Source organism: Streptomyces sp. NPDC033221 (assembly GCF_055577005.1).
The window spans coordinates 199,841-223,077 of sequence record NZ_JBVIQN010000011.1; the positions used below are offsets into that span (position 1 = coordinate 199,841).

Genomic DNA, 23,237 nt, shown 5'->3' on the forward strand with positions numbered 1-23,237 from the left:
GCGCCGAAAACATGGGGGCGTGAGTGACGGCGCGTATCTCCGGTTCCCGCATCTCCACGGCGAGATGCTGTGTTTCGCCGCCGAGGACGACCTCTGGGCGGCACCGCTGACGACCGAGGGCGGCGATGCGCCGCGGGCCTGGCGGCTGACGGTGGACCGCACCCGGATCAGCCACCCGCGGTTCTCCCCGGACGGCGGACACATCGCCTTCACCACCTGGCGCAGCCTCGACCCGGAGATCCACCTCGCCCCGGTGGAGGGCGGCCCGGCCCGCCGCCTCACCTATTGGGGGAGCACCGACGCCCGGGTCTGCGGCTGGACCCCGGACGGCCACATCCTGGCCGTCTCCTCGCACGGCCAGCCCTTCTCGTACTACTCCTGGGCCTACAGCGTCCCCACCGACGGCAGCCCCGGCGGCCGGCTGCCCTGGGGGCCGGTCTCCGACATCGCGGTCGCCGACTTCGCCGCGGACGGGCACCGGATGGCGGGCGACGGCCATCCGTACGGGCACGTCGGCGACGGCGGCCCCCAGAGCGGCGGGGGCAGCGGGGGCGGCCACGACGACACGGTGGACCGCAAGACGCTGCTGCTGACCGGCAAGCCGCCGCACGAGCCCGCCTCCTGGAAGCGCTACCGGGGCGGCGCGATGGGCCGGATGTGGCTGCACGGCACCCGGCTCGTGCCGGATCTGCACGGCCACCTGGACGCGGTGATGTTCGTCGGCGACCGGATCGCGTTCCTCTCCGACCACGAGGGCATCGCCAATGTCTACTCGTGCAAGCCGGACAGCTCGGACCTGCGGCGGCACACCGACCACACCGATTTCTACGCCCGGCACGCCGCCACCGACGGGCAGCGCATCGTCTACCAGTGCGGCGGCGACCTGTGGCTGGTCGACGACCTGAGCCCGAGCGGCACACCGCGCCGCCTCCACCTGCGCCTGGGCGGCCCGCGCGCCGGACGCCGTACGTACCAGGTCCCGGCCGGTTCGCACATCACCTCCCTGGCCGTGGACACCACCGGGCGGGCCAGCGCCGTCGGCGTCCGCGGCAGCCTGTACTGGCTCACCCACCGCGACGGCCCGGCCCGCACCATCCACGACGAGCCGGGCGTCCGCGTCCGGCTGCCCGAGATGCTCGGCTCCACCGGCCGGATCGCCTACGTCACCTCCGCCGAGGGCGACGACGCCATCGAGATCGCCGACCTGCCCAAGGCCGGTATCCCGCGCGAGCCGCACCGCCTCGCTGCCGGCCGGCTCGGCCGCGTCCACGAGCTGGTCGCCGCACCGGACGGTGAACGGCTGGCGGTGGCCGCGCACGACGGGCGGCTGCTGCTCGTCGACGTCTCGGCCGACGGGGACGGCGAGGGCCGGGTCACCGAGCTGATCAGGTCCGTCAACGGCCCCGTACGCGACCTGGCCTTCTCCCCCGACTCCGGCTGGCTGACCTGGTCCCACCCGGGCATCGGCCGGGCGCTGCGCAGCATCAAGATCGCCCGGCTCACCGGCAACGGCTCCGGGGACGGCGCGGAGGCCGCCAGCACCGTCGTGGACGTCACCAACGGCCGCTTCGAGGACGAGCAGCCGGTCTTCACCCGCGACGGCCGCTATCTCGCGTTCCTGTCCTGGCGCGGCTTCGACCCGGTCTACGACGTGCACACCGGCGACCTGTCCTTCCCGCTCGGTTGCCGCCCCTACCTCGTACCGCTGTCCTCCGCGACCCCCTCCCCCTTCCAGCTGTCCGCCGACGGGCGTCCCGCGGCGGGCGGCCTGGACCCGGCGGAGGCACCGGTGACGGCCGAGGGCACGGCACTGGTGGAGGTGGAGGGTCTGGCGAGCCGGGTGACGCCGTTCCCGGTCTCGGCGTCGAAGTACTCGGCGCTGCGCCCGGTCGCGGGCGGCGGGCTGGTCTGGCTGCGCTGGCCGATCTCCGGCGCGCTCGGCGAGACGTTCGCCAACCCCGACAACACCTCGGGCCAGCCCACGCTGGAACACTTCGACCTGGTCAAGGCCAAGCGCACCGAACTGACCGGCGCCATCGACTCGTACGCGCTCAGCGGCGACGGCACCCGGCTGGTCGTCAACGACGAGGGCGATCTGCGGGCGGTGCCCGCGACCGAGCCGCCGGACGCCGACTCGACCGTCCACCTGGACCCGCGGCGCATCCTGCACGACGTGGATCCGCCCGCCGAGTGGCGCCAGGCGTACGACGAGGCGGGCCGGATCATCCGCGCGTACTTCTGGGACCCCGGGCTGTGCGGCGTCGGCTGGGAGGCGGTGCTGGAGCAGTACCGGCCGCTGGTCGAACGGGTCGCCTCCCCCGACGAGTTCGCCGACCTGATGCGCGAGGTGCTGGGCGAGCTGGGCACGTCGCACGCGTACGTCACGGCCGGCAAGCGCAACGAGGGACCGCCGCACTACCAGCGCGCGATCGGCCTGCTCGGCGCCAACCTCGTCTTCCGCGACGGGTACTGGGTGGTCGGGCGCATCCTGCCCGGCGACTCCTCCGACTCCCGCGCCCGCTCGCCGCTGGCCGGTACGGGCATCCGCGAGGGCGCCGCGCTGACCCACGTGGACGGCCGCCGGGTCGACCCCGTCGCGGGCCCCTCCCCGCTGCTGGCCGCGGCCGGCGGCACCACCGTCGAGCTGACCTTCGCGCCCGAGGGCGGCGGCCCGTCGCGGCGGGTCGCGGTGGTCCCGCTGATCGACGAGCGGCCGCTGCGCTACCAGGACTGGGTGGCCAAGCGCCGCGAGGTCGTACGGGAGCTGAGCGACGGCCGGTGCGGCTATCTGCACATCCCCGACATGGGCGGCTCCGGCTGGGCGCAGTTCAACCGCGACCTGCGCATGGAGGTCTCCCGGCCCGCGCTGATCGTGGACGTACGGGGCAACGCCGGCGGCAACATCTCCGAGCTGGTCGTCGAGAAGCTGACCCGCACCATCGTCGGCTGGGACCTGACCCGCGACGCCCAGCCGGTCAGTTACGCGAGCAACGCGCCGCGCGGTCCGGTCGTCGCGGTCGCCGACGAGATGACCTCCTCCGACGGCGACATGATCACCGCCGCGTTCAAACTGCAGGGCATCGGCCCGGTCGTGGGCCTGCGCACCTGGGGCGGCGTGGTCGGGATGACCGGGCGGCACCGGCTGGGCGACGGCACGTACATCACGGTGCCGATGAACGCCGCCTGGTTCGAGGCCTACGGCTGGGGCGTGGAGAACCACGGCGTGGCACCGGACATCGAGGCGCCGCGCTCCCCGCTGGACTGGGCGGAGGGCCGCCACCCGCAGCTCGGTGTCGCCGTCCGTACCGCGCTGGACCTGCTGGAACGCCACCCCGCCGCGACGCCGCCGGACCTGTCCGACGTACCGGACCGACGACGCCCCGCACTGCCGCCGCGCAGCGGCTGACGGCCGCCCCGGGGACCGGCCGGAGACAGGAGCGACACCGCACACCGACAGGAGCATCTGCATGGGAACCCACATACGCAGAGCGTCACTGACCGTCACCACAGTGTTGACGGCCGGGCTCGCCACCGCCACGCCGCCGGCCCACGCCGCCGCCCCGCCCGGCCGGGCGGGCGCCACCCGCCTCGTCTTCGAGAAGAACCAGCGCGACCCGGCCGCCTCCCGGGTGCGCCTGGTGCAGTCCGGCACCGGCAAGATGCTGGCCGAGTACCGCGCCGGGTCCGGCCAGGGCGGCACGGCGGGCCGCGACGAGTGCGTACGGAACAAGGGCTGGCTGCCGGACGGCACGTACCGGGTGCTCTCGCACACCACGGGCAAGAAGGGCGGGCGCGACGGCATCAACGGCTACGCGATCCATGTCGCGGACAAGGTGTGCCGGGACGGCCGCACCCAGCGCACCGCGTTGTTCCTGCACAGCGAGATGCGGTCGGACGGCGCCCAGGGCATCGCGGTGCCGGGCCGCGACAGCCCGTACCGCTGGGACGGGGACGTGGACTACCGCTCGCTGGGCTGTGTGAAGCTGGCCCCGGCGGACATCAAGAACCTGTTCGCGGAGGCGCGGCGGCACGGCTGGCCGACGTCGCTGAAGGTCGTCAAGTAGCGCTGATCCGGCATGCGTTGAGGGGTGCACCCGCTGGTACGGGTGCACCCCTCATGTCATGCGTGCGGTGTGCGGGACGCGCGGTCAGCCGCGGTCAGCCCTTGAAGGTACCCCGGGGGCCCCGCTCGGCGTCCGCGACCTGCTGACGGCCCTGCTCCTCGCGGTCACGGGCCTCCTCGCGGGCCCGCTGGGCCCGTCCGCTCGCCTCGTCCCGGCCCTGCTGTCCGCGCTCCTCCGCCTTCTTCCGGAGCTGCCGCCTCTTGTCCTCGAACTGGCCCTTGATGCCCATGCTGTGCACTCCTGGTGGGGTGGTCGGGGGTGGGCCCCGACCAGACTCGCACGCACCGACACACCTCGCATTTCGATCAATTGGCGGCGCCAGACACCTTTCTCAGCGGTTCGCGCGCACCTTCTCGTCCGCCTCGCCGCCCGCACCCACCAGGCCCACCCGCATCCCCTCCAGCCGGTCACCGAAGCGGCGCATCTCGCGCTGCCCCACCGACCCGATGACGGACGGCAGATAACCGCGCACCGACTGCATCCCGCGCAGCCACCACTGCCCGTACACATGCGCGGAGCGGCGCTCGATGCCCGCCACGATCCGGTCGACGGCCGGGCTCAGCGGGTACGTCTTGTTCGACGGCCAGGGCAGCCGCTGCCGCAGTTCACGCATCACGTCGTCCGAATCGGCGCCCCGCACCATGTCCGTGTCGGTCCAGCTCAGGTAACCGACCCCGACCCGTACGCCCTTGTAGCCGACCTCGGCGCGCAGGCTGTGCGCGAACGCCTCGACGCCGGACTTGGAGGCGCAGTACGCGGTCATCATCGGCGCCGGGGTGATGGCGGCGAGCGAGGCGATCTGGAGGAAGTAGCCGCGGGACTCCATGAGGACCGGCAGGAACGCCCGCCCCGTGACCGCCCCGCCGATGAGGTTGACCTCGATGACCCGTCGCCAGGCCACCGGGTCGGAGTCCACGAACGGGCCGCCGGTGGCCACCCCGGCGTTGGCGACCACGATGTCCACCTTGCCGAAACGCGCCTTGACCTCGCGCGCCACCTCGGCCATCGCCTCGTGGTCGGTGACATCGGCGTGCCAGTGCGCCGCCTCGCCGTGCAACGAGGCGGCGACGCGCGCCAGTTCCTCCGGCTCCAGGCCGACCAGCGCGAGCGTGGCGCCGCGCGCGGACAGTTTGCGGGCGAGGAGTTCGCCGACCCCGCGGGCCGCCCCGGTGACGACGGCGACCTGCCCCTCCAGGCTCCTGCGTGCGCTCATGCGGTCTGCTCCTTCGCCACGGTGGTCGTCGTCCCCTGGCCCGGGAGGTGGTCCCGTACCAGTTCCCGGATGCGGCCGATGACCGCGTCCGGCTCTTCGATGGGCGTCATGTGCCCGGCGCCCGGCAGTTCGGTCAGTCCCAGGAAGTGCGGCAGTACGGAGGCCAGCCGCCGGGAGTGCACGATCGGGGTGAGCCGGTCGGCGGTGCCCGCGATGACCGCGGTCGGCACCTCCAGCCGTGCCGCGCCCCCGGTCAGGTCCAGTCCCGCGAGGACCTTGCCCCACTTCGACCGCACGCCCACCGGACAGGCGTGCACGATGCGCGCGCACGCCTCCACCTGCTCGGGGGTGGCGGCCGGCCCCATCGTGGCGTACTTCAGGATGCGCTTGGCGAGCGCGGTGACCGGCCCGAGCGGCGCCCGCGACCCGAGGACGACCTGGTGCGCGATACGCCGCCCGCCCGGCGAGCGCAGGGGGATCACCAGGGACTCCGCCGTCAGACTGGCGCTGCCGGTGCTGCACAGCAGGACGGCGGCGGCCCGCTCCCGGAACTCCGGACGTTCGGCGGACGCCATCATGGTCATGCCGCCCATGGAGTGGCCGGCCAGCACGGCCCGCTCGCCCGGCTCCAGCGCCGCCTGGAGGACGGCTGCCAGGTCGTCGGCGAGCGCGGTGGTGCTGTAGCCGCGCGGGCCGACGGCCGGGCCCACCGCCGGGGTACGGCCGTGTCCCCGCTGGTCGTACAGCACCACTTTGTGGTGGGCGGCCAGGTCCCGTACGACCGGGGCCCAGAACGCGGTCGAGCAGGTCCAGCCGTGCGACAGCACGACGGCGGGCAGCCCCGGGGTGTCCGGCCCGTGGATCTGAACATGCAGCCGGGAGCCGTCGGCCGAGGCCGCGGTCAGCTCCCGGCGCGGTGCGGGCGGCGCGTACCGGCCGTGGGTCATGGGCGTCACCGGCATCACGCCACCGCCTTCGCGGCCTGCTCCGGCCGCCGGCCCGCACGAGTCGCCGGGACGCGCAGCACCTCGTACTCGGCGAGGTCCACCTCCCGCGTCAGCTTGCGGAACTCGGCGGTCGTACCGGGCCAGGCGGTCGTGTTGCGGCCGTTGGAGTCCAGGTACCAGCTGTCGCAGCCGCCGGTGGTCCACACGGTGCGTTCCATCCGCTTCTGGATGCCGCGCGTCCAGGCGTGCACGGCCGAGGGCCGGGCGTTCAGTGCGATCTTCCCGCCCAGCACGTCCAACTGCCGCATGAAGTCCACGAGATAGTTCAGCTGCGACTCGATCATCAGAATCATCGAGCTGTTCCCGAGGCCCGTGTTGGGCCCGATGATCGTCAGGAAGTTGGGGAACCCGGCCGCCGCCGCACCACGCAGCGACTCCATCCCGTCCTTCCACTCCTCGGCGAGCGTCGTGCCGTTGGCGCCGGTGACGCGGTGCGCGATCGGCATGTCCGTCACGTGGAAGCCCGTACCGAAGACGATCGCGTCGGCCTCCGTCTCCGTACCGTCCGAGGCGACCAGTACGTTCCCCCGCACCTCCTTCAGCCCGCTCGCCACCACGTCCACGTTCGGCTGCGTGAGCGCCGGGTAGTACGTGTTCGACAGCAGGATCCGCTTGCACCCGATCCGGTAGTCCGGCGTGAGTTTCGCCCTCAACGCCGGGTCCTTCACCGCCCGCTTCATGTGGCCCTTGGCCAGGCCCTCGATCAGGCCCAGCTCGTTCGGGCGCTTGGTGAAGGCGCTGACCTGCAACTCCCTGATGCCCCACAGCAGTCCGCGCCGCGCCGCCCGGGTCGCCGGGACCTTGGCGTGCAGCCAGCGTTCCAGGCCGCTGATCTTGCGGTCGGCGCGCGGCAGCACCCAGGCCGGGGTGCGCTGGAAGAGGGTGAGGCGGTCGACCGTCGGCTGGACGGACGGCACGATCTGGATCGCCGAGGCGCCCGTACCGATCATCGCGACCCGCTTGCCGCGCAGGTCGTAGTCATGGTCCCAGCGCGCCGAGTGGAAGACCTTCCCCGGGAACGAGTCCAGCCCCGGCACGTCCGGCACCTTCGGGTCCGACAGCGGCCCGGTCGCCGACACGACCACGTCCGCCGTCAGCGCCCCGCTCGCCGTCTCCACCTCCCAGTGCAGCTCCTCGCCGTTCCAGCGCAGGCTGCGCACCTCCGAGTCGAAGCGGAGGTGCGGCCGCAGGCCGAAGGTGTCGGTGACCCGCTCCAGGTACGCGCGGATGTGCGGCTGCCCGGAGAAGTTGCGCGGCCACTCGGGGTTGGGCGCGAAGGAGAACGAGTACAGGTGCGAGGGCACATCACACGCGCATCCCGGATAACTGTTGTCACGCCAGGTGCCGCCCACCGAGCCGGCCCGCTCCAGGACCACGAAGTCGGTGATGCCCTGGCGTCGCAGCCGTACGGCCGCCCCCAGACCACCGAACCCCGATCCGATCACCGCCACCCGTACGTGCTCGTGTTCGCGCTCGGCCATGCCGCCGCCTCCCGAGTTCTCGACCGTCGAATCTTCGGACCCTTGCTCAACCGCGCCAGCAATCACTGGCACGATTGAGGGTAGGACACGTACGTACCGAGCGGTAGGGGTTACGCGGCGGGAAGTTACCGCTGGTTGCACCTCGGCTGGGCCCCGGTACGGCGACATAGGGTGAACCCGTGGCAGAGAAGACGCACGGCGATCCCGAACCTCCCGCCGACCCCGGCACCCCCACCCCCGGTCCCCGCGAATACCGCATGACCGACCTCGCCGAAGCAGCCGGCATCACCGTCCGCACCCTCCGCTTCTACCGCGAACGCAAACTCATCCCGCCACCGCGCCGCGAAGGCCGTATCGCCTGGTACAGCGAGCACCACCTCGCCCGCCTGCGCACCATCGCCGGCCTGCTCGACCGCGGCCACACCCTCGGCGGCATCGCCGAACTGCTCTCCGCCTTCGACAACGGCCGCGACGTCGGCGAACTCCTCGGCCTGGAGGACACCCTCGTGGCGCCCTGGTCCGAGGAAACCCCCGTACGCCTCACCCCCGAAGAACTCGCCGACCACTTCAAGGACGACGTCACCCCGGAGAATCTCGCCACCTCCCTCGACATCGGCTATCTGGCCGTCGACGGCGACGAGTTCGTCCACATCAGCCGCCGCCTGCTCGACGCCTCCACGGAACTCGTGGCCAACGGCGTCCCGCTCTCCGCCGTCCTCCAGGCGGGCCGCGAGGTCCGCACCCACGCCGACGCCCTCGCCGACCTGTTCATCTCGGTCATCCGCACCCACGTCCTGACCGACGTCCTCGACCGCGCCGCGGCCGGCGAACCCCTCGACCCCACCGAGGCCGCCCGCATCACCCGGACCATCGAAAAACTCCGCCCCATCTCCAAGGGCATCGTCGACGCGGAACTCTCCATGGCGATGGACCGCAGGGTCCGGGCGGAACTGGAGACGTGGCACCGGGAGCGGGGCGGGGACACCGGCGGCGGACACGGCTGAGCCCCCGCCGGGCAAGCGATCGCCCGGCGGGGGCTCATTCACCTACGGGGAAGGCCGCGAGGCCGCCCGAAGTGATCCGGTGTCCGGCTCTACTTGCCGAACGGACCCGAGTTGTGCTTGTCAGCGTCCAGGCACTGCTGGATCCGCTTCTCGATCGACCGCGCCTTCGCGCGCTCCTTCTTGGCCGCCGCGTGCTTGCCGGCGCGCTCCAGCTTGGCCGCCTTGTACTTGTGCTCCTTGACCTGCGCGTCCATCTGGTCGATGTGGCAGGTGACCTTCCCCTTGGCCGACACGGCGGCCTGCGCGGGAACGGCCGAGAACAGGACGCCGCCGGCGATGGCGGCGGACACGGCAAGGGTGGTGAAGCGACGACGCATAAAACTCCCCGTTCAAGTAACGAACTGCCACGACCCCGTTGGGGTGTGGCCGATAACCGTCGATCACTGTATCCGAAGAGATCAACAGCCCCGGGCGCCACCCAAGTCACCGCTTGTCCAGCAAAAAACCGCACTGTTCACCCGGGCTCATCCAGCCAAGCCCGTTCACCTTCCGGCGTGACGGTCAGCCCGAACCGCTCATGACCGGGCCGGCCGTTCCCCACCCACCACCGGTACGCGGTCTCCACCTCGTCCCAGAGCCGCCGCACCCCGTACTGCCAGACTCGCGTCCCTTTCCCGTCCCGGAACTGCGCGCACGCCCAAGATCGGTCCCGCAGCCCGTAGAACCACACCGGCCGGGCCCCGTCACGCTTGTCCGCCGCCACCTGCAGGCAGTCCGGCACCCGCAGCCCCACGGCGAACCGCTGCGGCCCGAACCCCCCGCCGAGAAACTCGGCCTCCTCGATATCCGTGGAGGACTCCCATCCCTCGGCCACACTCCCCCGTACGTACTCGCCGTGCACCACCAACGGGAGCCGCTGCGCCCGCAGTTTCATGAACTCCACCGGCCCGGTGAACTTCCCGGAAGCGCTGCGCCCGTCCTCCGCCACCACCAAGCGCGCCACGCCGTCACCGTTGCCGTAGTGCGTCCCCCAGGGCGCGACGATGATGCCGCCGGTACGGCACTGCTCGACCCAGGCCCACGGGAAGCGCCGGAGCCCGCAGGTCCCGATGATCCGGTCGTACGGGGCCCCTTCCGGACACCCCCGGAACCCATCCCCATGGATCACCTGGGCAGAGCTGCCGAACGCCGCCAGAGCGGCACGGGCCCGGTCCGCCAGGGCCCTGTCCACCTCCACCGTGACCACCCGTCCGGCCCCGGCCCGGTGAGCCAGGAGGGCGGCGTTCCACCCCGTGGCCGCGCCGATCTCCAGCACCCGGTCACCGGCCCGCACATCCAGGTCCCGGAGCATCCGGAACACCACCGACGGCATGGACGCGGAACTGGTGGCGGTCTCCCCCGGTTCCGTACCGGCGTGCCTGCCGTCATCCCACTGCGTGACGACCGGACAGTCGGACTCGGCATACGCCAGCCACCGCTCCGGCTCGTCCACCCGCGACACGGGCACACTGCGCCCGGCCGCCATGTCCCACGGCCACATGAGCTCCGGAAGGAATGCGGCCCGGGGCACGGCCGCGTACGCGTCCGCCCAGTCGGCGGACATCGCCCCACCGGCCCTGAGAGCGCGCCCCAGCTCGGTGTGGCTGGGGCGCTCCTGTCGTACGTACGCCACGTCTATGCGGCCTTCGGCGGGTTGGGAACGCCGGGGCCGCCGTCGGGGGTGGGCGGTTGGTGCGGGCCGGGGTAAGGCTCCCCGGGGAGCTTGTCGCCGCCGTGGTTGCGGAGGGCTTCGGTCATCATGCGGATACGTCCTGACTGTGGTGCGGTACGCGACCGTGGGATCACGGGAGCGTGTACTACGGGCGGCCGCCTCCGTCGGCGGACGGTGCGCCGTGATCGGGATGCCGGCGGATCAGGACTTGGCAGTCTGTCGCCTTGGACCGGTCCCCGGCTTTCAGCGCAACGACCAGTGCGCGCGCCAACTCCGCGCAGCCGGGGCACTCCCCGGCGCCCTCCTGGGCCTTGCACGCGGCCGTCACGCCTGAACCCCTCGCCCGTGAGGGTGACCGGCGATGACGCCGTTGCAGCTCATTACGGCGAGCGAGCGCCCCTCGGCCCGAGCGGGTTCACGGTCCCCGTGCGCCGACGCGCACACATCACAGCCGGGTGCCGGTACCGGCTCCAACTCCGTGACCAGATCAGCTTTTTCATCGACGCCCATGGGGAGCCCTTCACCTGTTCCCGAACCGCACATTTACTCAGTGCGGCCAACTGGTTACAGAGTGGCGCAACGCTCAGTAGTCTGGGGGGATTCGGGCGCCCAACCTGACAGCTGGGCCCTACGGCATATGCGCGCGCCGCTGACCACCGGATACGCCCTCCCCGAGAGCCATGACCAGACCTTGAGCCGGGAGAATCGTGGACGAAGAGACCGACAGCCCCGAAGACCCACGCCGGGAGTTCGCCGAGGAGTGCCGAAGCGCGCGGGAACTCCACGACCCGGCTGCGCTGACACAGGCCCAGTTGGCCAGGCTGCTGCGCACTTCCAAGAGCACGATCTCGCGCGTGGAGACGTGTCATGGGGCGATTCCGCCGGAGCTGCCGCCACTGCTGGACGAGGTCTTCGGAACGGACGGGAAGTTCAAGCGGCTCCATGAGGAGGCAGTTACGGCATCGTTCCCCTCGGTCTACCGGCGACGCATGGCCATGGAACGCGTGGCCGTGACCATTCGAGAGTGGTCGCCAACTCTCATCCCGGGACTGCTCCAGACCGCGGACTATGCACGCCACTTGTACAGGGGCGGTTATCCGCGAGCCAGCACGAGGGAAGCCTCGGCGTTCGTGAGCGACCGGATGGCGAGGAAAGCCCTGCTCGACGGAGACATGCCGCCTGACGTCCGCGTGGTGCTGTGCGAGTCAGTGCTGCGCCGCCACTTCTGCCCTCCCGAGATCATGCGTCAGCAGCTGAAAGCCCTGCTCACTGCCGGATCGCGACCCACGGTTCGCGTGCAGATCCTCCCCCTGGACGCGCCTGCCCACCTGTTCATCGAGTGCCCGGTGTCGCTCATCACCTCCCCCAACCACAACGTGTCCGTCTGTGTGGAGAACTACCGGACGGCTGGCATCCTGGACGATCCGGATCTCGTCCGAGCAGCGCTGCGGGCCTACGATGAACTGACCGGTGACGCTCTGCCCACACGGGAAAGCGCGCGTCTGATCGCTGAGCAGATGGAGAAGCTGACGTGAAGATCAGTCCGACTCGGTGGGTCAAGTCGAGCCACAGCAGTCCGGACGGGGGCAACTGCCTGGAGTGGTCCCCCTCGACCGCCGAGGCGACCGGCACCGTCCCGGTCCGGGACAGCAAGAACCCGGGCGGCCCCATCCTCTCCATCCCCACCCACTCCTTCGCGGAATTCATCGCTGGCGTCAAGGCTGGCGCGTTCCCCGGCTGAGCCCTGCCCCAGCGGGTTCGTCGGCCCCGCCCCACACGAGCCGTCGCCTCACCGCAATTCGACCTCCACCCTTCTCCCCTCCAATACCTCGATCACCTCGTCGAAGAGGCTGTACGTATCGCCGTCAGGTGACAGGCACCGGCCCAGATGGCGCCGGGCCACGTCGGAGTGGTGCCAGCGGAGGGTGAACGGAGCGGTGGCGCCGAAGCGGCCGGACAGGCAGTCGGAGAGGGCGTTGAGGCAGCCGCCGAAGTATCCGCCGGGACCGTTGACCGCCTCGCCCAAGGCGCAGAACAGGCCGGTGTCGTCGGTGATGTGGCGGCCGTCGAGGTCGTAGACACGGCCGGGTGGGCGGTCGGGGGTGTGCGGGGAGCGGCGGCAGCCTCGTTCCCGGACGACGTCGAACCACTGCTCTCGCTCGCGGGCGGGGTAGGCGGCCCAGAGGTTGGGTTCGGTGGGTGGGGCGGTGAGCCAGCGGTCCCGTATGGGGCGGGCCCAGGTGGGGATCTGCGGGAAGGGGGCTCGGGTGAGGTCGATGTCGAGCAGGCCGTCGCCGAGGGGGGACGGGCGCCAGCCGGATATGTGGGGGCCGAACACCAGGCGGTCGGTCAGCGTCGCGCCGGTGTGGTCGAGGATGCGGAGTTCGGCCTCGTCGAGGAACAGGGAGCGGCGGGTGCCGGTGGCCAGGGCGGCGCTGAGTCCGGGGCTGGGGGCGCAGCCGAGGAGTTGGAAGGGCGGGCCCGAGGGGTCCTCATCGGGCGGGAGGATGACGGAGAGGTCCCGGCAGCGGCCGAGCCAGGTGCGTTCGTCGTGCAGGGACATGCCTGCTCCGAGGTACGGGTCCTCGGGTTCTCCGTAGAAGTCCTCGGCGCCATCGAGGGTGATGTCCCAGCGTGCGGTGTCGGCGGGGTTGCGGCGGCTGCCGGTGACGCGTGCGTCGACCAGGCGCCACGCGTCCAGCCGCTCGGAGCCTTCGGGGCACCGGTCGTCCGCTTCGGGCCGTAGCCAGATGTCGCCGAGGCGGTGGGCTCCCGTACCGTCCCGCAGCGCGTCGAGGAGCGGGCCCGTCGGGGCGCAGCCGAGGAGTTCGTACGCGCGGCGGGGCGGGTCGGCGTACAGGCCGGTGACGTCGGCGCAGACTCCCCACAAGGCGTCGTCGTCGGTGTTGACCAGCGCGTATGCCGGTATGTCGGTGCGGTGGAGGCCGGGCGGCCAGTGGTGGTGCGGCGGAAACTTCAGGGGTACTGCTCCTGTGATCGGCGCGCCCGGCCCGGTGCGGCTCGGGCGTCAGCCCTGATCGTAGACAACCGTGACCGGCGCGTGGTCCGACCAGCGGGTGTCGTGGGAGGCGGCGCGCTCCACGAAGCCCTTGACCGCGCGGGCGGCGAGGCCGGGCGTCGCGACGTGGTAGTCGATGCGCCACCCCGCGTCATTGTCGAAGGCGCGGCCCCGGTAGGACCACCAGGAGTACGGGCCCTCGGTGTCCGGGTGGAGGGCGCGGACGACGTCCACGTAGCCGCCGTCGTGCGTGTCGAGGACGCGGGTGAGCCAGGCGCGCTCCTCGGGGAGGAAGCCGGCCTTCTTCTGGTTGGCCTTCCAGTTCTTCAGGTCGGCCTGCTGGTGGGCGATGTTCCAGTCGCCGCAGACCACGACCTCGCGGCCGGACGCGGCGGCCCGCTCGCGCAGCGCGGCGAGGTACGGCAGGAACTCGGCCATGAAGCGTTCCTTCTCGTCCTGGCGCTCGGTGCCTACCTCCCCGGAGGGCAGGTAGAGGCTGGCCACCGTCACGCCGGGCAGGTCGATCTCGACGTACCGGCCGCTGGTCTCGAACTCGGCGGACCCGAATCCGACCTGTACGCGCTCGGGCTCGCGGCGCGAGTAGAGGGAGACGCCGGCCCGTCCCTTGGCGGCAGCGGGGGCGTGCACCGTGTGCCAGCCCTCGGGCTCGCGGGCCTCGGCGGGCAGCTGGCCCGGCTCGGCGCGTACCTCCTGGAGGCAGATCACGTCGGCGTCCGTCTCCGCCAGCCACGGCAGGAAGCCCTTCTTGGCCGCGGCGCGCAGACCGTTGACGTTGACGGTTGTCACAGTTAGCACTACTTGCTCCCTCATCGCGCTGGCGGCAGAGCAGCCTACGGGATGAGGGGGAAGAGCGGCGATTCGGCGCTACGCGCGCCGGTGCCCGGCGCGGTGAGCGCCGGGCACCACGGTGCGCCGCCCCGGTCAGTGGCAGATCGAGGAGGCCGGGGTCGCGTACAGGTCGCGGTAGCAGGTCGGCAGCCGGTCGGTGCCGGTCTTGTTGACCGCGGTGATCACGTACCTGCCGTCGCGGTCGCCGAGCAGCTGGTACGGCTTGTGGCCCCACCCGATGGTGCCCGGGTAGTCCTGTTCGCCGCGGCCGTCGCCGTTGGCGCTGTCGTCGTTCGGCGCGCTGCCGAAGCTGACCGGCGGCGCGGGGTCCGCCGGGGCCGCCGCGGCAGCTCCGGTCAGACCGGTTGCGGACAGCGAGAGTACGGCGGCGGCGGTGGCCAGCACGGGACGCAGACGCATGGCATTCTCCTTCGGTTCAGCGTCAGTGGCGCAGCAGCCGTTCCCCGTTGGCGGCCCGTATCGCCCGATCCCGTACCGACACACCCCCATCGGGTGCTTTGGCTCCGCCGAACCGCCGTATGGAAGGGGAGGGCGGGGGCGGGGTCCGGTAGAGGGGCCGCCGGTGTTTCACCTGCCGTTCTCGCCCCGGCGGCCGGACATCCGTACGATTCGGCGGATGGAGATCCGTCCCGTCCCCTATGACCACCCCGACGCCGTCACCCTCGACCGGCTGGTGCAGCGCGAGTACGCGCGGCGGTACGACGACGAGGGTGACGTGACCCCGCTCGATCCGGGGATGTTCCGGCCGCCGCACGGTCTGTATCTGCTCGCCTACGAGGACGGGCGTCCGCTGGCCACCGGCGGCTGGCGGTCCCAGGACACCAACCCCGAGGGGTACGCGGACGGCGACGCCGAGATCAAGCGGATGTTCGTGGTCGAGGAGGCCCGCGGGCGCGGGCTGGCCCGGCGCATCCTCGCGGCCCTGGAGGCGGACGCGCGCGCCGCGGGCCGTACCCGGATGGTGCTGGAGACCGGCACCAAGCAGCCCGAGGCGCTGACGCTGTACGCGTCGTGCGGCTACCGGACGGCGCCGAAATTCGGGCTGTACCGGATGTACGAGGAGAGCCGCTGCATGGCGAAGTCGCTGGTGGAGGGGCCGGTGGCGGATGTGGTGGAGGACGTGCGGGTCTGAGGTCCGGGGCCTGCGCCGGGCTCCCGGGCGGCACACGGAGTCGACATTGACACGTGTCACCGCCGCTCCCCATACTCGTTCCACTAATGAACTAGTGGAAGGGGGGATTCGGGTGAGCGACCCGAGCCCATGGGCCATCGAGGCGTACGGCCTCGGCAAGAAGTACCGCCGCGGCTGGGCCCTGCGGGACTGCTCGTTCCGGCTCCCGGCCGGACACGTCTGCGCGCTGGTCGGCCCGAACGGCGCGGGCAAGTCCACCTTCCTGAGCACCGCCACCCGGCTGGTGCGGCCGACGACCGGCACGCTGCGGCTGTTCGGCGTGCCGGTCAGCGACCCGGCCGTACTGGAACACGTCGCCTTCCTCGCCCAGGACAAGCCGCTGTACGCGCGCTTCACGGTCGCCGAGACCCTGCGGCTGGGGCGGGAACTGAACCCGCGCTGGGACGCCGCGGTCGCCGAGCGGATCGTCCGCGCCGGGCAGATCCCCCTCGACGCCCGTATCGCCACGCTCTCCGGCGGCCAGCGCACCCGGGTCGCCCTCGCCCTCGCCTTCGGCAAGCGGCCGAAGCTGCTCCTGCTGGACGAGCCGATGTCGGACCTGGACCCGCTCGCCCGGCACGAGCTGTCGGGGCTGCTGCTGGCGGAGGCCGCCGAGCACGGCACGACCGTGCTGATGTCCTCGCACCTGCTCTCCGAGATGGCGGACATGTGCGACTACCTGCTGGTGCTCGCGGAGGGGCGGCTGCGGATGGCCGGGCGGACGGATGAGCTGATGCCGGGGCATGTGCTGGTGAAGGGGCTGGCGGAGCAGGGCGGCGGCACGGCCGGGAGCCCCGGTGGCGTACCCGCCGAGCTGGCCGGGCGCCACACCGTCGTCGAGTCCCGCGTCACCGGCCGCCAGTTCACCGCCCTGATCCGCCCCGACGGCCCGCTCCCCGGCACCTGGGAGACGGACGAACCGAGCCTGGAGGAAGTCTTGCTGGCCTATCTGCGCTCGCCGGGGGCACCGCCGCTGATCGCCGAGGAGGCACGGGTGGCACCGGGGTCCGGTACGCAATCGGGTACGGGATCCGGTACCGGCGGCGATCGGGGGGCCGTGGCATGAGCGTCCTCACCCGTACCGCCGGCAGCGCCGGGAACGACGCCGCCGCCCGCCGCGGCGTCCTGCACGGCATGACCTGGCTGGTCTGGCGCCGGCACCGCGGCACCTTCCTCCTCGGCTTCGCGATCACCGCCCTGGCCTGCGCGGCCTTCGCATACCAGCGCATGGGCGTCCTGGACTTCCTCGCAGCGCACCCGCACACCATGGGCCGCTCGTCGAGTGCGGACGGCGAACTGCTGATGCGGTTCCAGGACGCCTTCCACTCGACCTTCAGCGGGGACGTGGGGTTCCTGAAGTCCGTGCCCGTCGTGCTCGGCGTGTTCGTCGGCGTCCCGCTGATCGCCGCCGAGCAGGAACAGGGCACCATCCGGCTGGCCACCACCCAGTCCGTCTCCCGCGGCCGCTGGATCGCGGCGAAGCTGGGCGTGCCGCTGCTGCTGGTGTTCGTGTGCACCTCGCTGATGTCGGCCGCGTTCACCTGGCTGTGGGAGCCGGCCCACGAGCTGGCCGCGTTCGGCGACTGGTACCACGACGGCCTGCTGGAGGTCACCGGCCCGTTCCCGGTCGCGCGCTCCCTGCTCCTGACGGTCGTCGGCATCGCCGTCGGAATGCTCCTGCGCCGTGTCGTCGCCTCGATGGCCCTGCTCTTCGTCTTCGGCTTCGGTACGGGCGTGGTCTGGGCGGAGAGGGTGTGGCCGCTGCTGGCTCCGCTGCGCCGCAAGCTGTACCCGTACGACCAGGGCGACCCGCTGCTGCCCGGCGGCGCCGTACGGATGGACGACTGGCTGGCCACCGCGGACGGCCGGGTCTTCGGCATCGGGACCTGCACCGATGACCCCGGCGAGACGTGCCGCGCGAAACTCGGCATCGTCAACCGGGCCACCGACTATTACGGCTACGACCAGATGGCGGGTATGCAGTGGGCGGGTACCGGCATCCTGGTGGCGCTCGCCGTGGCGGTGACGGTGTTCATCGTGTGGTGGGCACGGCGCCGGCCACTCTGAGCGGCACCGCTTTGACACTCCGTACGAGTGAGCCGATCATCGAGCCGAACCGGACGCCGGGGCACTCATCGCCCCGGTCACGGCGGCCACGAGAGACGGGGAGGTGGTGAACACGGTGGAGTTCCGTATCGACCGGCGCAGCGGCGTCGCCACCTACCTCCAGATCGTCCAGCAGGTCCAGCAGGCCCTGCGGCTGGGCATCCTCGTCGAGGGCGACCGGCTGCCCACGGCCGCGCAGGTCGCGGCCACGACGAAGGTCAACCCGAACACGACGCTGAAGGCGTACCGGGAGCTGGAGCGCGAGGGCCTGGTGGAACCGCGGCCCGGCCTGGGCACGTTCGTGAGCCGGTCACTGGCCCGGCCCGAGTCCGCCGCGGACTCCGACGCGCTGCTGCGCGAGGAACTGCGTACGTGGATGGAGAAGGCCCGTACGCAGGGCCTGACCAGGGAGGACGTACAGGCGCTGCTGAACGCGGTGGTGGCGGAGCGCTATCCGGCCGGTGAGGACGCGGGCGCCTCCGGGCGGTGAGGGTACGGACACCCCCGGCCGGTGAGCGCACGAGCACCTCGCGCCGGTGAGCCCTCAGCGGCTCTCCGCGATCAGCTCTTCCACGTGCTTGCGCACCTCGGCCGCCGGGTAGCGGACGACCTCCTGGCCGAGGCCCGCCAGCGCCGCGTCGGCCGGGCCCCTGGCCGGTTCCGAGACCTCCGCGACCAGGACGGTGCTGCCCGGCGGCACCTCCGCCGCCAGCATGTCCACGGCCGCGTTGTCCGCGCTGGCCCGGCGCGCGTCGTGCGCGCCGCCGAGCAAGCCGCCGGCGCCGAACCCGACCAGCGCGCCCAGCGGCCCGCCCAGCAGTCCGAGGAGTCCGCCGAGCAGCCCGCCGACGGCGAAGCCGCGCGCGGTGCCGGTGTGGTCCTCGTTCTCGGGGAAGGTCACGTTGCCGTCGGTGTCGCGGGCGATCACGGTGGCCTCGCGCAGCGTGATCCGGTGTTCGGCGTCCTCGTGGCGCAGCGCGTTCAGGGCGCGCCGCGCCGCGCCCTCACCGGCGTCGGTGAGGTCCAGGAAGAGCACGTTCTCGTCCATCGCGGTGGCTCCAGTGGTCGGCTGTCAACGGTTGGGTATCTGAACGCCTGCTCCGGGGGCGGGCGTCTCACACCACTCTTGGCGCGACGGGGCCGGTACGCACGTCAGGGGCGGCCCGGGGGCGGCCGGCCGGAGGCAGCGCCCTAGGAGGGCGGCCGGTCTGCGGCAGTGTCCTTCGTGGACGGCCGGTCGGCGGCGGGGCCCTCCGTGGACGGCCGCAGCGCATCGCTCAGGTCCAGCGTCGCCCGCGCGCCCCCGCCTTCCGGATTGGCGAACGTCAGCCGTCCGCTCAGCACCCGCGCCTGCCCGGACGCGATGGTCAGCCCGAGGCCGAGCCCGTGGCCGTCCGAACCGCCGCCCGTACGGAAGCGCTGCGGCCCGTGCGCCAGCAGCGCCTCAGGGAAGCCCGGCCCGCTGTCGCGTACCCGCAGCACACCGCGCTCGACCTCGACGGTCACCGGGGCGGCGCCGTGCCGCAGCGCGTTGCTGATCAGGTTGACGAGAATCCGCTCGACCCGCCGCGGGTCGGTCTCCACCAGCCCGTCCGAGAGCACCCGTACGTCCACGCCCGCCCGGGCGGCCTCCCCCATCGCCTCCCCCATCGCCGCCACCGTCCGCCGCGCCAGCTCGCCCAGCGGCCGCAGCTCCGTGTCCGCCTCCTCGGTGCGCGCGTCCAGCCGCGCCACCTCCAGCACGTCCTCCATCAGCCCCCGTACCCGCTGCGCCCGGTCCTGGACCAGCTCGGTGGGACGCGAGGGCGGCAGCAGACCGGCGGCCGCGACCAGCCCGGCGACGGGGGTGCGCAGTTCGTGGGCGATGTTCGCGGTCACATCGCGCTCGGCCTGGAGGCGGGCGGCCAGCGCGTCGGCCATGGTGTTCACCGCGGTGGTCAGCTGGGCTATCTCGTCCTTGCCGCCGCGCGGCAGCCGCGCGGTCAGGTCGCCCTCGGCGATCCGCTGGGCGGTACCGGCGGAGGCGGTCAGCCGCAGTCCCAGCCGCCGGGCGACCAGCAGGCCGACGACACAGCCCAGCGCGGTGCCCGCGATGCCCGACAGCCACAGGACGCGGTCCAGGCTGCGCAGGGTCTCCCGCTCCCGTACGTACGGGCGCTTGAGCGCGATGACCTCGCCGTCCAGCTCGGTCGCGGCCCACAGGTGCGGCTTGGGCCCGTCGGGTTCGAGGTAGACGCCGCGCTTGCCGTGCGCGACGGCGTCCGCGAGCGGCCCGGGGAGATCGGGCGGATCGACGATCGCCCGCCCGGTGTCGACCCCGGCCGCCCGGTCCTGCACCAGGCTCTGCAGCCGCCCGTCGATCGACTCGGCCGCCAGGTCGAACTGCGCGTCCACGGTCCGGTTGTGCACGAGCACCCCGATGAGGACCGCCACCACGGCAGCCGTGGCGGCGATCGCTATGCCGATCTTCGCGCGCAACCCCATGGCGGTCTAGAACTCCGGGGTGTGCAGGCTGATCCTGCCCAGCTCGGCGGCCTTCTTCGGCGGCAGGCGGTCGGAAACGAGCGTGGCCCGCGTGTAGAACACCGGCCGGTCCTTGTGCTTCGGCCCTTCCTGCTTGAGCAGCCCGCTGAGCGTGACCTTGACCGGGTACGGCTGCCGCTCGCATTCAGGCCGGCACCAGGCGCCGCTGAGCCCTCCGACGGCCTCGGCGGTCGCGTCGCCCCAGGACGTCCAGCGCAGCCCGGTCAGGCTGACCGAGTCGTTGAGCACGAAGGAGGCCGGGCGCTGCAACGGGCGGCGCGCCGCGTCGGAGACGTAGACGGGGTCGGTGACCTCGGCCGGGCCGGCCGGCGGCGAGGGGGACACGGCGGGGCCCGCCACCCGCAGGCCGCGCGGGTCGGAACAGCCGGACAGCAGCAGCGCGGCCGCGGACATCGCGGCGACGCAGGCGGTCGCGGTGAGTGAGCGCACGTGTCCCTCGGTCGGCTGGGTGGGATGCGGGGCGGCACCGGGGTGCCACCGGGGTGCCACGGGTGGGCTTTTACGACAAAGGTAGCCGTGTCCGCCCAGATTGCCCCCACGCTAAGCAGCCGGGTTCACGGCGGTCTCACGGACGTGTAACAGCGTTCCATCGGTGGTCGCGGCGGGGGCCCTTCGTTGGTGGCGGCCCCGCCGGTGACCTCCCGGACCGGCCCCGACCCGGTCCCGTATCGAACCCGCCTCGCCTCCCCGTACCGCCCCCGTCCGACCCCGCTTGACCCTCTCCCCACGTCAGGCCGCAGTCTTTCCCCATACGGCACGGGCCGTACGGCGGCCCCGCGGGCCGTGGCGCGAAAGGCGGTTCCATGGCGTACTCGGTCGGGCAGGTCTCCGGCTTCGCGGGCATCACGGTCCGCGCGCTGCACCACTACGACAGGACCGGCCTGCTCTGCCCCAGCGCCCGCAGCCCAGCCGGTTACCGCCTGTACGACGACGCCGACCTGGCCCGTCTCCAGCAGATCCTCTTCCACCGGCAGCTCGGCTTCGGACTCGACGAGATCGCCGCCATCCTCCGGGACCCGCAGGCCGACGCGCTCGACCACCTCCGTGCCCGGCACCGCCTGCTCAACGAGCAGATCACCGAGCTGAGGCGGCTGGTCGAGGTCGCCGAACGGGCGATGGAGGTGCAGCGTACGGGGGTGCGGCTGACACCCGAGGAACGCTTCGAGGTCTTCGGCGAGGTCACCTTCGACCTCAGTTACGCCACCGAAGCGCACCTGAAATGGCAGCACAGCGAGGGCCACCGGCAGTCCATGGCGCGGGCCGCCGCACACACCAAGGAGGACTGGGCGCGGATCATGGCCGAGGCGGGCGCGTGGCGGCACCGGCTGCTCGCCGCCTTCGATGCCGGGGAGCCCGCCGACGGCGACCGGGCCATGGACCTGGCCGAGGAGCACCGCGCCCACATCACCCGCTGGTTCACGCCGTGCCCCACCGACATGCACGGCCGGATCGCCGACGACTTCGCGTCCGACCCGCGGGCCTTCGCCCTGGTCGTACCGCCGTCCCAGCAGCGCCCCGGCCTCGCCGCGTACCTGCGGACGGCGGTACTGGCCAACGCGATACGCCACGCCCCCACCCCCGCCCCCGGCTCTTCCGAGGCCGTACCGTCCCCTCTCCCCCGACCGGAGCAGTCATGAAGATCCTCATCACGGCGGCCGGTTCGTACGGTGACGTCGCCCCGTACACCGGCCTCGGCGCCCGCCTCCGGGAGGCCGGGCACACCGTCGCGCTGGCCGCCGACGCCTCGTACGCCGAACTCGTACGGGCCGCCGGGCTGGAATTCCGCGAGCTGCCCGCCGATCCGCGGCGGACGGCGGGCGGAACTTCCGACAGGGCCTCCGGCGGAACTTCCGGCGGGCAGCGCGACCTGATGCGCCGGGCCGCCGCCTTCGTCCGCGAACTCGGACCGGGTGTCGCCGAAGCCGCCGCCCAGGGCACCGACCTGCTGCTTCTGTCCGCGACCACCGCCCCGCTCGGCCGGCACGTCGCCGAAGCCATGGACATCCCGTCGCTGGACCTGCCCCTCCAGCCGAACGCCCCCACCGGCGACTTCCCGCCCGTCGTCGCGGGCACCCGCCCGCTCGGCCGCTGGGGAAACCGCGCCGCGGGGCGTCTCTCCCTGCGGGTGGTGGACCGCCTGTACGCGGACGGGGTACGGGAGCTGCGCGCGCGGCTCGGCCTGCCGCCCGCGTCGGCGCGCGCGATACGGCGACGCCGCGGCCAGGACAGCCGCCCGGTGCTGCACGGCGTCAGCCCGTCACTCGTGCCCCGGCCCGCCGACTGGCGCCCCGGCCTGGAGCTGGTCGGCAACTGGTGGCCGTACACCGCACCGGACGCGGCCCTCCCGTCCGCACTGGAGGACTTCCTCGCGGCGGGCCCGCCGCCCGTCTTCGTCGGCTTCGGCAGCATGGCGGCGAGCGGCCGGGAGAGCGGAGCGTCCGAACGGCTCGCGGCGACCGTCGTGGCCGCGCTGCGCCGCGCCGGGGTACGGGGCGTGATCCAGTCGGGGTGGGCGGGCCTCACCGGCGAGAACGGCGAGGCCGGGGCCGAATCCGGTGCCCGGGCCGGTGCCGGGGCCGGAGCCGGGGCCGACATCCTGACCGTCGGCGAGGTCCCGCACGCCCTGCTCTTCCCGCGTACGGCCGCCGTGGTGCACCACGCGGGCGCGGGTACGACGGCCGCCGCGCTGCGGGCCGGTGTCCCGGCGATTCCGGTCCCGGTCACCGCCGACCAGCCGTTCTGGGCCGCCCGGTTGTCCGCGGTGGGCGCCGGCACCGAACCGGTGCCGTTCCGGGCGCTGGCGGCGGAGGACGGCGCCGCTGACCGGCTGGCCCAGGCCATCAGGCGCGCCGTACGGGAACCCTCCTACCGCGATGCCGCCGCCGGACTCGCACGGCGCATGAGCGCGGAGGACGGCGCGGGCGAAGTGCTGAAGGCGGTGGAAAACGGGGGCTGAGGCGGGGCGGGGCGGCCGGGCTGCGGCCGTC

23 protein-coding genes are annotated in these 23,237 nt (G+C 72.7%); 11 read left to right on the forward strand and 12 right to left on the reverse strand.

Annotated features, from left to right (window positions below; genetic code table 11):
* Positions 1–19: 19 nt before the first annotated feature.
* Together ACZ53K_RS17465 and ACZ53K_RS17470 are read left to right on the forward strand one after the other, a co-directional pair.
* Complete coding sequence (locus ACZ53K_RS17465; RefSeq protein WP_468836881.1) at positions 20–3,406, forward strand: S41 family peptidase; 3,387 nt, start codon at positions 20–22, stop codon at positions 3,404–3,406.
* A gap of 61 nt (positions 3,407–3,467) precedes the next feature.
* Entirely contained in the window at positions 3,468–4,064 is a 597-nt protein-coding gene (locus ACZ53K_RS17470) for a hypothetical protein (RefSeq protein WP_468836883.1), read from the forward strand.
* Positions 4,065–4,158: 94 nt separating this feature from the next.
* Here the strand turns inward: ACZ53K_RS17470 and ACZ53K_RS17475 are convergent, their stop codons facing one another.
* The 4 genes from ACZ53K_RS17475 to ACZ53K_RS17490 form a co-directional block, all read right to left on the reverse strand.
* A complete protein-coding gene (locus ACZ53K_RS17475; protein WP_468836885.1) occupies positions 4,159–4,353 on the reverse strand; it encodes a hypothetical protein in 195 nt (64 codons plus the stop codon).
* Between the two features lie 102 nt (positions 4,354–4,455).
* Positions 4,456–5,337, reverse strand: coding sequence for an SDR family oxidoreductase (locus ACZ53K_RS17480; RefSeq protein WP_468836887.1), 882 nt, complete (start codon positions 5,335–5,337; stop codon positions 4,456–4,458).
* The gene (locus ACZ53K_RS17485) at positions 5,334–6,299 is read right to left on the reverse strand and encodes an alpha/beta fold hydrolase (RefSeq protein ID WP_468836889.1); all 966 of its coding nucleotides are present in this window, start codon (positions 6,297–6,299) and stop codon (positions 5,334–5,336) included. The genes ACZ53K_RS17480 and ACZ53K_RS17485 overlap by 4 nt, the downstream gene beginning before the upstream one ends.
* A complete protein-coding gene (locus ACZ53K_RS17490; protein WP_468836891.1) occupies positions 6,299–7,825 on the reverse strand; it encodes a flavin-containing monooxygenase in 1,527 nt (508 codons plus the stop codon). Before ACZ53K_RS17490 ends, ACZ53K_RS17485 begins: the two co-directional genes overlap by 1 nt.
* Before the next feature lie 257 nt (positions 7,826–8,082).
* On the opposite strand from ACZ53K_RS17490, the gene ACZ53K_RS17495 reads away from it, so the two are divergent.
* Positions 8,083–8,829, forward strand: a complete 747-nt coding sequence (locus ACZ53K_RS17495) for a MerR family transcriptional regulator (RefSeq protein ID WP_468837055.1) — start codon at positions 8,083–8,085, stop codon at positions 8,827–8,829.
* Between the two features lie 89 nt (positions 8,830–8,918).
* Here the strand turns inward: ACZ53K_RS17495 and ACZ53K_RS17500 are convergent, their stop codons facing one another.
* Positions 8,919–9,206, reverse strand: a complete 288-nt coding sequence (locus ACZ53K_RS17500; protein ID WP_468836893.1) for a hypothetical protein — start codon at positions 9,204–9,206, stop codon at positions 8,919–8,921.
* Between the two features lie 137 nt (positions 9,207–9,343).
* Complete coding sequence (locus ACZ53K_RS17505; RefSeq protein WP_468836895.1) at positions 9,344–10,501, reverse strand: methyltransferase domain-containing protein; 1,158 nt, start codon at positions 10,499–10,501, stop codon at positions 9,344–9,346.
* A 746-nt stretch (positions 10,502–11,247) separates the two neighbouring features.
* Here ACZ53K_RS17505 and ACZ53K_RS17510 point away from each other — a divergent pair.
* The gene (locus ACZ53K_RS17510; RefSeq protein WP_468836897.1) at positions 11,248–12,075 is read left to right on the forward strand and encodes a helix-turn-helix domain-containing protein; all 828 of its coding nucleotides are present in this window, start codon (positions 11,248–11,250) and stop codon (positions 12,073–12,075) included.
* Positions 12,072–12,281, forward strand: a complete 210-nt coding sequence (locus ACZ53K_RS17515) for a DUF397 domain-containing protein (protein WP_468836899.1) — start codon at positions 12,072–12,074, stop codon at positions 12,279–12,281. The genes ACZ53K_RS17510 and ACZ53K_RS17515 overlap by 4 nt, the downstream gene beginning before the upstream one ends.
* Positions 12,282–12,329: 48 nt before the next feature.
* On the opposite strand, the gene ACZ53K_RS17520 is transcribed toward ACZ53K_RS17515, so the two are convergent.
* The 3 genes from ACZ53K_RS17520 to ACZ53K_RS17530 form a co-directional block, all read right to left on the reverse strand.
* Positions 12,330–13,430: a barstar family protein gene (locus ACZ53K_RS17520; protein WP_468836902.1), complete on the reverse strand. Its 1,101-nt coding sequence runs from the start codon at positions 13,428–13,430 to the stop codon at positions 12,330–12,332.
* A gap of 138 nt (positions 13,431–13,568) precedes the next feature.
* Positions 13,569–14,375 carry an exodeoxyribonuclease III gene (locus ACZ53K_RS17525; RefSeq protein WP_468836905.1) on the reverse strand — a complete coding sequence of 269 codons (807 nt, stop codon included), beginning with the start codon at positions 14,373–14,375 and terminating at the stop codon, positions 13,569–13,571.
* Positions 14,376–14,501: 126 nt separating this feature from the next.
* Positions 14,502–14,828 (reverse strand): hypothetical protein, encoded by a 327-nt coding sequence (locus tag ACZ53K_RS17530; protein WP_468836907.1) that lies wholly within the window; start codon positions 14,826–14,828, stop codon positions 14,502–14,504.
* A 217-nt stretch (positions 14,829–15,045) separates the two neighbouring features.
* On the opposite strand from ACZ53K_RS17530, the gene ACZ53K_RS17535 reads away from it, so the two are divergent.
* The 4 genes from ACZ53K_RS17535 (at position 15,046) to ACZ53K_RS17550 (ending at position 18,196) form a co-directional block, all read left to right on the forward strand.
* Complete coding sequence (locus tag ACZ53K_RS17535) at positions 15,046–15,561, forward strand: GNAT family N-acetyltransferase (RefSeq protein WP_468836910.1); 516 nt, start codon at positions 15,046–15,048, stop codon at positions 15,559–15,561.
* A gap of 112 nt (positions 15,562–15,673) precedes the next feature.
* Positions 15,674–16,666 carry an ABC transporter ATP-binding protein gene (locus tag ACZ53K_RS17540; protein WP_468836912.1) on the forward strand — a complete coding sequence of 331 codons (993 nt, stop codon included), beginning with the start codon at positions 15,674–15,676 and terminating at the stop codon, positions 16,664–16,666.
* A complete protein-coding gene (locus ACZ53K_RS17545) occupies positions 16,663–17,667 on the forward strand; it encodes an ABC transporter permease (RefSeq protein WP_468836915.1) in 1,005 nt (334 codons plus the stop codon). The genes ACZ53K_RS17540 and ACZ53K_RS17545 overlap by 4 nt, the downstream gene beginning before the upstream one ends.
* Positions 17,668–17,770: 103 nt before the next feature.
* On the forward strand, positions 17,771–18,196 hold the full coding sequence (locus ACZ53K_RS17550) for a GntR family transcriptional regulator (RefSeq protein WP_468836918.1): 426 nt from the start codon (positions 17,771–17,773) through the stop codon (positions 18,194–18,196).
* 54 nt (positions 18,197–18,250) lie between these two features.
* On the opposite strand, the gene ACZ53K_RS17555 is transcribed toward ACZ53K_RS17550, so the two are convergent.
* The 3 genes from ACZ53K_RS17555 to ACZ53K_RS17565 all read right to left on the reverse strand — a co-directional run bounded on the left by ACZ53K_RS17555 (position 18,251) and on the right by ACZ53K_RS17565 (position 20,679).
* The gene (locus ACZ53K_RS17555; RefSeq protein WP_468836920.1) at positions 18,251–18,754 is read right to left on the reverse strand and encodes a DUF1269 domain-containing protein; all 504 of its coding nucleotides are present in this window, start codon (positions 18,752–18,754) and stop codon (positions 18,251–18,253) included.
* 143 nt (positions 18,755–18,897) lie between these two features.
* The gene (locus ACZ53K_RS17560; RefSeq protein ID WP_468836922.1) at positions 18,898–20,190 is read right to left on the reverse strand and encodes an ATP-binding protein; all 1,293 of its coding nucleotides are present in this window, start codon (positions 20,188–20,190) and stop codon (positions 18,898–18,900) included.
* A gap of 6 nt (positions 20,191–20,196) precedes the next feature.
* The gene (locus ACZ53K_RS17565) at positions 20,197–20,679 is read right to left on the reverse strand and encodes a hypothetical protein (RefSeq protein WP_468836925.1); all 483 of its coding nucleotides are present in this window, start codon (positions 20,677–20,679) and stop codon (positions 20,197–20,199) included.
* 374 nt (positions 20,680–21,053) lie between these two features.
* On the opposite strand from ACZ53K_RS17565, the gene ACZ53K_RS17570 reads away from it, so the two are divergent.
* Positions 21,054–21,887: a MerR family transcriptional regulator gene (locus tag ACZ53K_RS17570; protein ID WP_468836927.1), complete on the forward strand. Its 834-nt coding sequence runs from the start codon at positions 21,054–21,056 to the stop codon at positions 21,885–21,887.
* Positions 21,884–23,206, forward strand: coding sequence for a glycosyltransferase (locus ACZ53K_RS17575; protein ID WP_468836930.1), 1,323 nt, complete (start codon positions 21,884–21,886; stop codon positions 23,204–23,206). Before ACZ53K_RS17570 ends, ACZ53K_RS17575 begins: the two co-directional genes overlap by 4 nt.
* Positions 23,207–23,237: the final 31 nt, after the last annotated feature.